Source organism: Mycobacterium sp. 852002-50816_SCH5313054-b, from assembly GCF_001667185.1.
Classification (GTDB): Bacteria; Actinomycetota; Actinomycetes; order Mycobacteriales; family Mycobacteriaceae; genus Mycobacterium.
Map to the genome: position 1 here is coordinate 1 of NZ_LZIC01000067.1, position 11782 is coordinate 11782.

The window sequence follows — 11782 nt, forward strand, 5'->3', positions numbered from 1 at the left end:
TCGGGATCGATGTCCTGGGGGCTGGAATTGCCCAACACCGTTGCCACCTGCGCGCACACCACGCCCACCAGCAGGTCATGTTGCTGCTGGCTCAGTGTGCGCAGGCGTTGCGCCCAATCCGAGTCGGGCTCGGTGCCCGCGTCGGTGTCCTCGCCCGCGCGCGGCTCCGGCCGGCGGGCCGGCTCGTCCCAGCGGGTGAACTCGTTGCGCAGGTACCGCTGCAGGGAATCTCGCCGCCTCACCTTGCCGCTGGTGGTGAGGGGAATCGAATGAGGCGGCACCAGAACGAGATCCGCCACGCTCAGTTCATGCGACCTCGATATCGCCGCGGTGATCTCGCGCCTGACGGCGTGCAGCCGCTCCGCGGCCTCTTCGGGATCGCCGCTGGCCTTGAATTCGACGATGGTGACCAGCTTTTCGACGCCGTCGTCGTCCGGGACCGCTATCGCCACGACGCGGCCCGCGGTGATTTCCTGGATCGTCGCCTCGATGTCGTCGGGAGCGTGGTTGCGTCCGTAGACGATCAGGAGGTCCTTGATGCGGCCGACGATGAACAGCTCGCCGTCGGAGAAGAAGCCGAGGTCTCCCGTTCTCAGCCACGGCGCTTCGGGCGTGCCGGCCGGCGGATTGACGAGCGTTGCGCCGAAGGTGCGTTCGCTCTCTTCTGGTTTTTGCCAGTAGCCGGAACAGACGTTGTCGCCGTGTACCCAGATCTCGCCGACCGTCCCCGGCGGGCACTCGATACGGGTCTCGGGGTCGACGATGCGCACCGGCTGCGTCTTCGGCATGCCGTAACTGACCAGCGGTATGCCTTCTCCGCTTGCGCACCGCACCGCCTCGCCGGCGGTCAGTGTCTCGGATTCGAAGAACACGGTCTCCGGTGGTCGACCCGTGTCCAGCGTTGCCACCAACAGCGTGGCTTCGGCGAGGCCGTATGAGGGCCGCAACGCCTCGGGGCGAAGGTTGAAGCGGGCGAACCGCTCGGCGAAGCGTCGCAGCGTGGGGGGGTTGACGCGTTCGGCGCCATTGAGGATGTTGCGCACGCCCCCGAGGTCAAGCCCGGCCAGGTCGTCGTCCGACGTTTTCCGTGCCGCCAATTCGAAGGCGATGTTCGGCCCGGCCGAAAACGCGTGCGGGTTGCTGGCCAGCAACTGCATCCAGCGCGCGGGTCGCTGCAGGAACGCCGGCGGGCTGGTGAGCACGCTGCGAAATCCCGCCATGATCGGGAAGGCAATGCTCAGGATCAGGCCCATGTCGTGGAAGAACGGCAGCCACGACACCACCGTGGTGTCCGGCGGAGCGATGCCGTCCTCGTAGTAGGAGGCCATGATCTGTTGGCAGTTGACCTGAATGTTCTTGTGCGAGACGACGACTCCCGCCGGCGTGCGGGTCGAGCCGGAGGTGTATTGCAGATGCGCGACGCTCGGCAGGTTCTCGGCCGCGGCGGCGGTTCCTGGCTCGGAGTCAAGGTCCAGCAGATCGACCTCGATGAGCGACGGCGCGCGCTCGCCGGGCTTCGACTGGATGTACTCGGCGATGTCGCCCGCGACGGGCGAGGTCGTGAGGATGGACGACGGCGACGCGTCCAGCAGGACCGAACTGACCCGCTCGTCGCCGGCGCCCCGCAGCGGAAGCGGCAGCGGGACCGCGATCTGACCGGCCTGCAGCGCGCCGAGGAAGGAGAGCAGGTACTCGAGTCCTTGCGGCGCCAATACCACGGCCCGGTCGCCGTTTGACCCGCAAGTTTGGAGCGCCCGTGCGACGTTCAGGGTTCGCCGATACAGCTGCGACCACGTCAGGCTTTCGGCGACCCCCGCCGGGTCCTGCTCGTAGTCGACGAAGGTAAACGCCGTCTCATCGGGCCGCAGCAGGGCCCGCTCGCGCAGCACAGCGGGGATCGAAGTCTCGAGCACGGCTTGACGATACCGAGGAACGGAGGGAGCGTCGCCGAAACCGGCGATTGGCCGCGATCCGGCGGTAGTCAGACGCGCGTCAGACAAGGCCGGGTGCGTCGAAATAGCTTGCATAGCAACCGCGTTGACTGCAATCTGCGAACCGCACCAAGGACGGTGACACTGAAAACAGGCGTTCCCAGATTTTTCAAGGTCCGGCTGGGTAAACCGCCGGCGTAAGTACGTTTGCCCTGGCAGCCGTGTCGCGCTTAGGAAGCCTGCGCGTACTGCCAGACCGCGCCCTCGCCTGCTGACGTCGCCGGGCCGCACCACATCGTGCGTCCGGCCGCGTCATGGATGGTGGCGTTGGGCACCGCGCACGGGTGGCCCGCAGACGGGGTGTTGACGTAGGCGACACCCATCCCGAGCGCGATGAGGACGGCCGTCGCGGAAGAGACCATCGCCAGTCGGAGGTATCCGAGTTTCCTGTTCGCCTTCTTCTCCGCCGCGGTGCGCATGGCTGCTCCTCGTGTCAGATGCCGGATCGGTGGTCGACTCGAGCATCGGCGGGCGGGCTTGAGGGATTCTCCAGGGATTCTTGGCGGTCGTTCGCGCCGGTCAGCCCGCCAAGTACCCTTAGGTACCGATGACCCAGCCCGATCCCGTCCTGTACAGCGTCGACGCTCGCGTCGCGCTCATCACCGTGAACGACCCCGACCGGCGCAACGCCCTCACCGACGAGATGTCGGCGCTGCTGCGGTCCGCCGTCGAGCGGGCCGAAGCCGATCCCGACGTGCACGCCGTCGTGGTCACGGGCGCCGGCAAGGCTTTTTGCGCCGGCGCCGACCTCAGCGCCCTGGGCGCCGCCGGCGGCGGGGCGGCGGAGTCGGGGCTGCAGCGGCTCTACGACGGCTTCATGGCCGTCGGCAACTGCCGGTTACCGACGATCGCGGCAGTCAACGGCGCGGCCGTCGGCGCGGGCCTGAACCTGGCGCTGGCCGCCGACGTGCGCATCGCCGGGCCGCACGCGTTGTTCGACGCCCGCTTCCAGAAGCTGGGCCTGCATCCCGGCGGGGGCGCGACGTGGATGCTGCAGCGCGCGGTCGGTCCGCAGGTGGCGCGAGCGGCATTGCTGTTCGGGATACGCTTCGACGCCGAATCCGCTGTGCGGCACGGCCTGGCGCTCAGCATCGCCGACGACCCGGTCGCCGCTGCGCTGGAACTGGCCGCGGGGCCGGCCGCGGCTCCCCGCGAGGTGGTGCTGGCGACCAAGGCGACGATGCGGGCCACGATCAACCCGGGAACGCTGGACAGCGAGCAACACGACCTCGCCCTGCGCACCGAGCTCGGGCCGCAGGCGGCCTCCATCCAATCCCCGGAATTCGCAAGCAGATTGGTCGCGGCGCGACGCCGATAGACGACGCTGGGCGCGACACATAACCAGTGGCGAAGACACGCCGGGCGGCGTCGCAGTGGCTTATGTTTCGGCGCACGCGGTCTAGGGCGACTCGATCCGGCCCCCCTTAGCTCGTGGGGTCTCCTGAGCAGTGGGTGTGGTCTTTTTGGACCGTTCCGCCCTTGGCGGTAGCCAGTGCCGCCGCCTCCGCGTCATCGCGTGTTGGACCCCAGCCGCCGTAGTACTTGGTGTTGGCGGCATTCATGGCTATCGCTACGCACCCACCCTGCCCGCTGGCCAGAAGACGACAGTCGCTGATTGTCTTGCGACATGCCGACATCACGGTCTGAATGGCGTCGGACTGGCTGCTTCCTCCGGCGGTGAACCTGATCTGCCCGGTGGAGTCCGAGATCGCCTCCGCAATCCACGGGTCGTCGGCATGAGCGAACGGCGCCGCAGCGAACGCCACGCCGATCGCGATCGCTACCGCTGCGGTTTCTTCATGGCGCTTCCCCGCCCTCTTCCTTCGCGCTGCGTCGTAGTGGCGCAGGTCAACGCACGGAGACGATTGTCCCCCGTCGCGGCTTCCGGCGCGACATCAGCCAGGCGTCCGTCCGCGTTGACGTGCGCGTTTGCGCGAGGAGCCGAGGGCCCGCTAGAGGTCCAGCAGCGCGATCTCGGGAGCCTCGATCAAATCCCTCAGCTTACAAAGGAACCGCGCCACCTGGGCGCCGTCGGCGACGCGGTGGTCGAACACGCACGTCAGCGCCATCGTCGAGCGCACCACAACCTCACCCCCGACGACCACCGGACGCGGCCTGATCGCCCCCATGCCCAGGATGGCCGCTTCCGGGTGGTTGATCACCGGCACGCCGTCGTCCAGGCCGAGCGCCCCGAAGTTCGACACGGTAAAGGTGGAGCCCGTTAGTTCGGCGGGCGTCAGGGTGCCCTCGCGGGCGCCTTTGATCAATTCCGTCGTGCGGCCGGCCAATTCGCGTGTGGTCATCTTCTGCGCATCCACGATCACCGGCACCAGCAGCCCGCGTTCGGTGGCCACACCGAACCCCAGATGCACGCACCGACGGACGTGCAACTCCGGCGCTTCGGGCGAGTCGACCCACGTCGAGTTGAGAATCGTGTTGTGGCTCAGGGCGATAACAAGCAGCCGAAGCGTCAGCACGAACGGCGAGATCTCCCGGTCCCCGGAACCGTCGCTAAGTCGCAGCAGCGCGGTGCAATCCACGTCGACGCCGGCTGCCGCCGCCGGGATCTCCCGGTGGGACAACGCGATCTTCTCCGCCATCCTGGCGTGCACGCCGCGGACCGGCCGAACGTCGTCCGCCGTCCCGTGCGCGGCCGCCAGCACGTCCGCGCGGGTGATCACCTCATCCCCGCTGCGCCGCAGCGCGGCGAGATCGACGGCAAGCTCCTTGGCAAGCTTGCGCACCGGTGGGGCGGCGAGCGGCCGGCCGGTCCGTCGGCTGGCGTCGATGCCCGCGTCGGCGCCATAGCCGACGAGCGTGGGCACCGCGGCCTGGCCGGGTGCGGTGTCGATGCGGACCAGCACCGCGCCGACCTTCAGCACATCGCCTTCAGCGCCGTTGGTTTCGACGATCCGCCCGGCGTACGGGCTCGGGATCTCGACCTCGGCCTTGGCGGTCTCCACCGAACACAACACCTGGTTGAGCTCGACGTCGGCGCCGGCCTCGACATACCAGCACGACACGGTCACCTCTTCGAGCCCTTCGCCGAGGTCGGGAACCCGGAACGACATCACCCGGTCGTCGGTGCTCATGGCATTCCCAACGCGCGTTCGACGCAGTCCAGCAGCCGGTCGGGTCCCGGCAACCACAATCCCTCCAACCGCGCCGGCGGGTAGGGCGTGTCGAAACCGCAGGCGCGCAATACCGGTGCCTCCAGCTCGTAGAACATCTCCTCCTGGATGCGCGCGGCCAGGCCGGCGCCGTAGCCCAGGCTGCGCGGCCCCTCGTGCAGCACCACGCAGCGCCCGGTCCGGTTGATCGAGGCGGCGACGGTGTCGAAGTCCAGCGGAACCAGCGACCGGAGGTCGATGATCTCCAGGCTCCAATCACGCTGGCGCTGCGCCTCTTCCGCGGTGGCGACGGCGGTGTTCACCAGGCTGCCGTACGTCACGACGGTAACGTCGCGGCCGGGCCGGCGCACCATGGCCTGCCCGATGGGCGGTTCGGGCCGGGTGGTGTCGACCTCGCCGCGCCCCTGGTAGCGCCGCTTCGGCTCCAGGTACATCACCGGGTCGGGGCAGGCGATCGAGTGGCGAAGCAGCCAGTAGGCGTCGGCCGGGCTGGACGGCACCACCACCTTCAAGCCGGCGGTATGCGCCCAGTAGGACTCGGTGGAGTCCGAATGATGCTCGGCCGCACCGATTCCGCCGAACGACGGGATCCGGACCGTGACCGGCATGTTGATCTCGCCGCGGGTGCGGGTGCGGTACTTGGCCAGATGGCTGACCACCTGATCGAAGGCCGGGTAGGAGAATCCGTCGAACTGGATCTCGGGCACCGGCACGAAGCCGCGCAGCGCCAGCCCGACCGCGATGCCGATGATGGCGGATTCGGCCAGCGGCGTGTCGAAACACCGCGCCTCGCCGAATGTTTCGGCCAGGCCCTCGGTGACCCGGAACACCCCGCCCTCCACCGAGACATCCTCGCCGAACACCAGGACGCGGTCGTCGGCCGCCATCGCGTCGTGCAGCGCGCGGTTGAGCGCCTGCACCATGGTCAACGGCAGCGCGGCGGGCGCGTCGCGGGCCGGGGCCGCCGGGCGGTCCTCGAGCTGGGTCATTCGAGCCGCCCCAGCTCGGCCAGCAGCTGCTGGCGCTGCGCCTGCAACCCGGGCGTGATCTCGGCGTACACCGTGGTGAACACCTCGTCGACGTCGAAGTCGGGCGCATCAAAGACGGCGTCACGCAATTCGGCCCGCATCCGCGTTGCCCGCGCGGCGATCCGTTGCTCCAGGCGTTCCGACCACAGCCCCTGGCCCCGCAGGTAGGCGCAGTAGCGCGGGATCGGGTCCAGCGCCGCCCACCGGTCCACTTCGTCCTGTGTGCGGTAACGGCTCGGATCGTCGGAGGTGGTGTGCGGACCGAGCCGGTAGGTGACCGCCTCGATCAACGTCGGGCCGCCACCGGCGCGGGCGCGGGCGGCGGCCTCGGCTGTCACCGCGTAGCACGCCAGCACGTCGTTGCCGTCCACCCTGATGCCGGGCATCCCGTAGCCAATCGCCTTGTGCGCGAGGGAAGGCGCGGCGGTCTGTTTGGACACCGGCACCGAGATCGCCCACTGGTTGTTCTGCACATAGAACACGCACGGCGCGACGAACACGGCCGCGAAGTTCAGCGCCTCGTGCACGTCGCCCTCGCTGGTGGCGCCGTCGCCGAGGAAGGCCACCGTCACCGAATCCTCGCCCAGGCGTTGCGCGGCCATCGCCGCGCCGACGGCGTGCAGGGTCTGGGTGCCGATCGGAATCGACATCGGGGCGCAGCATTTCTTGGTGAAATCCAGCCCCCCGTGCCACGTCCCGCGCCACGCCGCCCCGACGTGTCCGGGCGGGATGCCGCGCACCAGATACGCGCCGAGCTCGCGGTATTGGGGAAACAGCCAGTCCGTCTTGCGCAGGCAGGCGGTGGCCCCGACCTGGGCGGCTTCCTGGCCACGGCACGAGGCGAACAGCGCCAGTTGCCCCTGGCGCTTCAGGTTGACGAACTCGGTGTCCAGTTCGCGGGTGACCACCATCATCTCGTACAGCCAGCACAGGGTTTCCGGCGGAAGGCCGCGGCCGTAACGGCTTTCGGAAGTCGGAGTGCCGTCGGCGGCGATGAGTTGCACCGGGTCGAGGTCGACGGTCATCGGCGTCTGAGACATATCCGCCATACCGCCTCCTTGGCGATCGCCGGCTACACGAAAGTCTCCACTCGACGCGAGACTGGCGTATCCCCCATTATGCGCCCAAATACGAAGACACCGCGTTGATCACGGCCGAGGCGCAAGCGTGTCGCGCCCTAGCTGGACGCGGGCTCCCCCGACCGCCGCAGCAACATCGCGGCGTGCTTGAGCACCGGCGAATCGACCATCTGCCCTTCGAAGGCGAACACCCCGCGTTCGGACCGCGCCGCCGCCAACACCCGGCGTGCCCATTCCAGCTTTTCCTCGGTGGGCCGGTACGCCTCGCGCACGACCGGGACCTGGCTGGGGTGGATGCAGACGGTCCCGTCGAACCCCACGGCGACGGCGTCGTCGGCCTCGGCCCGCAGGCCCTCGATGTCGCGGATGTCCAGGTGCACGGCGTCGAGCGCGATGCGGTCGAACGCCGCCGCCGCGAGCAGGGTCGCCGACCGGACGTGCCGGGCGACGTCGCGATAGGTGCGGTCGGCCAGCCGGCTGGAGCTGCCGCCGAGCGTGGCGACCAGGTCCTCGGCGCCCCACATCAGGGCGGCGGTGCCCTCGGCCCCGGCGATCTCGGCGACGAACACGGCGCCGCGCGGGGTCTCGATCAGCGCGACGACGTCGCGGGGCGCGAGCGCGCTCACCTGCGCGGCCGATTCGGTCTTGGAGAGCATCACCGTCGTGTACGCGGTGTCGGCCAGCGCGTCCAGGTCGCGGGCGTGCTCGCCGGTGTCGGCCGCATTGATCCGCACCACGGTCCGCTCGGGATCCAGCGGGGTGTCCCGCAGCGCCTTGCGGGCGGCGGGCTTGTCCGCCTCGGCCACGCCGTCCTCGAGGTCGAGGATCACCACATCGGCGGCCGCGGCGGCCTTGGCGAAACGCTCGGGGCGGTCGGCCGGGCAGAACAGCCAGCCGGGTCCCACGTTACGCAGATCCATCACGGCTCTCCCGCGGGTCGCTTTTGCACCAGCGTGGTCCGCACCGCGCGCGCCACCACGTCGCCGTGCTGGTTGCGGCCGGTGTGCTCGAGGGTGACGATGCCTTCGCCCGGCCGGCTCTTCGACTCGCGCGTGTCCGTGCACACGGTTTCGGCGTACAGGGTGTCGCCGTGGAAGACAGGCTTGGGGAACGACACCTCGGAGAAGCCGAGGTTGGCGACGATGGTGCCGAGCGTCAGCTGCGTCACCGACAAGCCCACCAGCGTGGAGAGGGTGAACATCGAGTTGACCAGCCGCTCGCCCCGAAAGCCGGGCTGCTCGGCGGCCCACGCCGCGTCGAGGTGCAGCGATTGGGTGTTCATCGTCAGCGTGGTGAACAACACGTTGTCGGCCTCGGTGACGGTGCGGCCGGGCCGGTGCAGGTAGGTCGTGCCGACCTCGAACTCCTCAAACCACAAGCCCCGCTGGATAATCGACTTGCGGTCGGTCATGAGAGTCCCAGCGATCGCGCGATGAGCATCAGTTGCACCTCGGTGGTCCCTTCCCCGATCTCCAGGATCTTGCTGTCGCGGTAGTGGCGCGCCACCGGGTACTCGTTCATGAATCCGTAGCCGCCGTGGATCTGGGTGGCGTCGCGGGCGTTGTCCATCGCGGCCTCCGACGAGATCATCTTCGCGATCGCCGCCTCCTTCTTGAAGGGCTTGCCCGCCAACATCTTCGCGGCCGCCTCGTAGTACGCGGTGCGCGCGACGTGGGCCCGGGCCTCCATCCGCGCGATCTTGAAGCTGATCGCCTGGTAGGAGCCGATCGGCTGGCCGAACGACTGGCGTTCCTTGGCGTACTTGACGCTTTCGTCGACGCAGCCCTGCGCCACCCCGGTCGCCAGCGCGGCGATCGCGATGCGGCCCTCATCCAGGATGGACAGGAAGTTCGCGTAGCCGGTGCCGCGGGCACCCAGCAGGTTCTCCTCCGGGACGCGGGCGTCGGCGAAGGTCAGCGGGTGGGTGTCCGATGCGTTCCAGCCGACCTTGTTGTAGACCGGTTCGACGGTGAAACCCGGTGTGCCGCTGGGCACGATGATCGTCGAGATCTCCTTCCTGTCGCCCGCGAGGGTTCCGGTGACCGCGGTGACGGTGACCAGCGACGTGATGTCGGTGCCGGAGTTGGTGATGAATTGCTTGGTGCCGTTGATCACCCACTCGCCGTCGTCGAGGCGGGCGGTGGTGCGGGTGGCGCCCGCGTCCGAACCGGCGCCCGGTTCGGTGAGCCCGAAGCCGGCGAGCGCCCGGCCGGCCGTGAGGTCCGGGAGCCATTTCTGTTTCTGCTCCTCGGTACCGAACCGGTAGATCGGCATCGCGCCGAGGCCGACGCCGGCCTCCAGCGTGATGGCTACTGACTGGTCGACCTTCCCGAGCTCCTCGAGCGCCAGCGCCAGCGCGAAGTAGTCGCCGCCCATGCCGCCGTACTCCTCCGGGAACGGCAGGCCGAACAGGCCCATCTCGGCCATCTTGGCGACGACCTCGTACGGGAACCTGTGCTCCTCATCGTGTTTGGCCGACACCGGCGCGACGACGGTGCGCGCGAAGTCGGCCACCGTGTCGCGAAGGTCCTCGTACTCCTTGGGCAGGGTCCCCGCGGTAATGGATGTCGTCATGTCTCGTCCTTGCTTTCTTCACTCAGCCGGGCCAGCACCTGGTCCACCGTCACTTGGTCGCCGACGGAGACCAGCACCTCCACCCGCCCCGAAACCGGTGCGGCCAGCGAATGTTCCATCTTCATCGCCTCGACGACCACCACCACGTCGCCTTCGGCGACCTCGGCGCCGGATTCGGCCTGCACCGCAATCACGTTGCCGGGCATCGGGCTCACGATCTCGGCTTGCTGCGCCCCGGTCGCGCGGTGAATCTTGTGTTCCTCGGCCTCACGCAGGTGCCAGGTCCCCCGCTCGTCGGCGATCCACAGGTGCTGGTCGGCCTCGGCCCACCAGTATTCGCGGCGCAGCCCGTCCAGCGTCACGCCCATCCGCGTGCCGTCGAGTTCCACACTGGCGGAACCGATCTCGCCGCCGCCGACCTGCACCCTGGCCGCGTCGGGCGGCCCCCACACCGACACCGTCTCGCTGCGCAGCGGCGTCTGCATGTTGGTGCGCACCGGGGCCGCGCCGCCGCCGACCCGCCATCCGGTCGGCGCCGCCCACGGGTTGCCCCGGGCCCTGACAGCCAATGCCCACTGGCGGTAGAGGCCGCCGGCGGCGAGCACGTCGTCGGGCGCCGGGGCCGGCGCGAAGTCCGCCAGCCGCTCGTCCAGCAGCGCGGTGTCCAGGTCGCCGGCGCGCACCCGGTCGTCGGCGAGCAGGAACCGGAGGAATTCGACGTTGGTCTGCACGCCCAGGATCACCGTTTGCCCCAGCGCGCGATCGAGTCTCGCGAGCGCCTCGTCGCGATCGTCCCCGTGGGCGATCACCTTGCTCAGCATCGGGTCGTAGTCGCTGCCCACCAGCGTGCCGGACAGCAGTGACGAGTCCACCCGCACGCCGGCGCCGACCGGTTCGGACACCTGCAGCACCCGGCCGCCGGTGGGCAGGAAGCCGCGTGCCGGGTCCTCGGCGTAGACGCGAGCCTCGATCGCATGGCCGCGCAATTCGATGTCGTCCTGGGCGAACGCGAGCTTTTCTCCGGCCGCGACCCGCAGCTGCCACTCCACCAGGTCCAGGCCGGTGACCGCCTCGGTGACCGGGTGTTCCACCTGCAGGCGGGTGTTCATCTCCATGAAGAAGAATTCGTCGGGACGAGCCGCGGAGACGATGAACTCGACCGTGCCGGCGCCGACGTAGTCGACGCTGTGGGCGGTGTTGCAGGCCGCGGCCCCGATGCGGGCGCGCGTCTCGGCATCGAGCAGCGGCGAGGGCGCCTCCTCGATGACCTTCTGGTGGCGCCGCTGCAGGCTGCACTCGCGCTCGCCCAGGTGGACCACGTTGCCATGGGCGTCGGCGAGCACCTGCACCTCGATGTGCCTGGGCCGCAACACGAACCGCTCCACAAACAGCGTGTCGTCGCCGAACGAGGAGCCGGCCTCGCGTCGGGCGCTGACCAGCGCCTCGCGCAGCCGCGCCGGCTCGTCCACCAGCCGCATGCCCTTGCCGCCGCCGCCGGCCGACGGCTTGATCAGCACCGGGTAGCCGACCTCCTCGGCCGCCCCGACGAGCTCGTCGTCGGTCAACCCCGGCTTGGCCACACCCGGCACCACCGGCACGTCGAAGGCGGCCACGGCGTTCTTGGCGGTGATCTTGTCGCCCATCACCTCGATGGCCCGCGCCGGCGGCCCCAGGAACACGACGCCGGCGCGCTCGCAGGCCGCGGCGAAATGCGCGTTCTCCGAGAGGAACCCGTAGCCCGGGTGGATCGCCTGCGCCCCGGTGCGCACCGCGGCGTCGATCACCTTGCCGATGTCGAGGTAGCTTTCCCGCGCGGCGGCGGGGCCCAGGCGCACGGCCGTGTCGGCCTCGAGCACGTGGCGCGCGGTGGCGTCGGGGTCGCTGTAGACGGCGACCGATCGGATGCCGAGCCGGCGCAGGGTGCGGATCACCCGCACGGCGATTTCGCCGCGGTTGGCCACTAATACGGTGTCGAACAT

11 protein-coding genes are annotated in these 11782 nt (G+C 69.4%); 1 reads left to right on the forward strand and 10 read right to left on the reverse strand.

All coding sequences use genetic code 11. The features are described from left to right. The coding region (locus tag A5787_RS14030) for an AMP-binding protein (protein ID WP_156763945.1) at positions 1–1913 on the reverse strand (1913 nt) is incomplete at its 3' end. Between the two features lie 248 nt (positions 1914–2161). Continuing rightward, on the reverse strand, positions 2162–2410 hold the full coding sequence (locus A5787_RS14035) for a hypothetical protein (protein WP_066967680.1): 249 nt from the start codon (positions 2408–2410) through the stop codon (positions 2162–2164). A 128-nt stretch (positions 2411–2538) separates the two neighbouring features. On the opposite strand from A5787_RS14035, the gene A5787_RS14040 reads away from it, so the two are divergent. Further along, positions 2539–3309 (forward strand): enoyl-CoA hydratase, encoded by a 771-nt coding sequence (locus A5787_RS14040; protein WP_066967682.1) that lies wholly within the window; start codon positions 2539–2541, stop codon positions 3307–3309. A 106-nt stretch (positions 3310–3415) separates the two neighbouring features. Here the strand turns inward: A5787_RS14040 and A5787_RS14045 are convergent, their stop codons facing one another. From A5787_RS14045 to A5787_RS14080, 8 genes are all read right to left on the reverse strand, one after another. Next, positions 3416–3757 (reverse strand): DUF4189 domain-containing protein, encoded by a 342-nt coding sequence (locus A5787_RS14045; protein ID WP_231993981.1) that lies wholly within the window; start codon positions 3755–3757, stop codon positions 3416–3418. A gap of 186 nt (positions 3758–3943) precedes the next feature. After that, positions 3944–5083 carry a dihydrolipoamide acetyltransferase family protein gene (locus A5787_RS14050; RefSeq protein WP_066967687.1) on the reverse strand — a complete coding sequence of 380 codons (1140 nt, stop codon included), beginning with the start codon at positions 5081–5083 and terminating at the stop codon, positions 3944–3946. Then, the gene (gene bkdB, locus A5787_RS14055; RefSeq protein ID WP_066967693.1) at positions 5080–6111 is read right to left on the reverse strand and encodes a 3-methyl-2-oxobutanoate dehydrogenase subunit beta; all 1032 of its coding nucleotides are present in this window, start codon (positions 6109–6111) and stop codon (positions 5080–5082) included. Before bkdB ends, A5787_RS14050 begins: the two co-directional genes overlap by 4 nt. Next, entirely contained in the window at positions 6108–7199 is a 1092-nt protein-coding gene (gene pdhA / locus A5787_RS14060; protein ID WP_066967702.1) for a pyruvate dehydrogenase (acetyl-transferring) E1 component subunit alpha, read from the reverse strand. The genes bkdB and pdhA overlap by 4 nt, the downstream gene beginning before the upstream one ends. Before the next feature lie 128 nt (positions 7200–7327). Then, the gene (locus tag A5787_RS14065; RefSeq protein WP_066967705.1) at positions 7328–8149 is read right to left on the reverse strand and encodes a CoA ester lyase; all 822 of its coding nucleotides are present in this window, start codon (positions 8147–8149) and stop codon (positions 7328–7330) included. Continuing rightward, positions 8149–8640, reverse strand: coding sequence for a MaoC family dehydratase (locus A5787_RS14070; protein WP_066967707.1), 492 nt, complete (start codon positions 8638–8640; stop codon positions 8149–8151). The genes A5787_RS14065 and A5787_RS14070 overlap by 1 nt, the downstream gene beginning before the upstream one ends. Next, on the reverse strand, positions 8637–9803 hold the full coding sequence (locus tag A5787_RS14075; protein WP_066967709.1) for an acyl-CoA dehydrogenase family protein: 1167 nt from the start codon (positions 9801–9803) through the stop codon (positions 8637–8639). The genes A5787_RS14070 and A5787_RS14075 overlap by 4 nt, the downstream gene beginning before the upstream one ends. Beyond that, positions 9800–11782 carry an acetyl/propionyl/methylcrotonyl-CoA carboxylase subunit alpha gene (locus tag A5787_RS14080; protein ID WP_066967836.1) on the reverse strand — a complete coding sequence of 661 codons (1983 nt, stop codon included), beginning with the start codon at positions 11780–11782 and terminating at the stop codon, positions 9800–9802. The genes A5787_RS14075 and A5787_RS14080 overlap by 4 nt, the downstream gene beginning before the upstream one ends.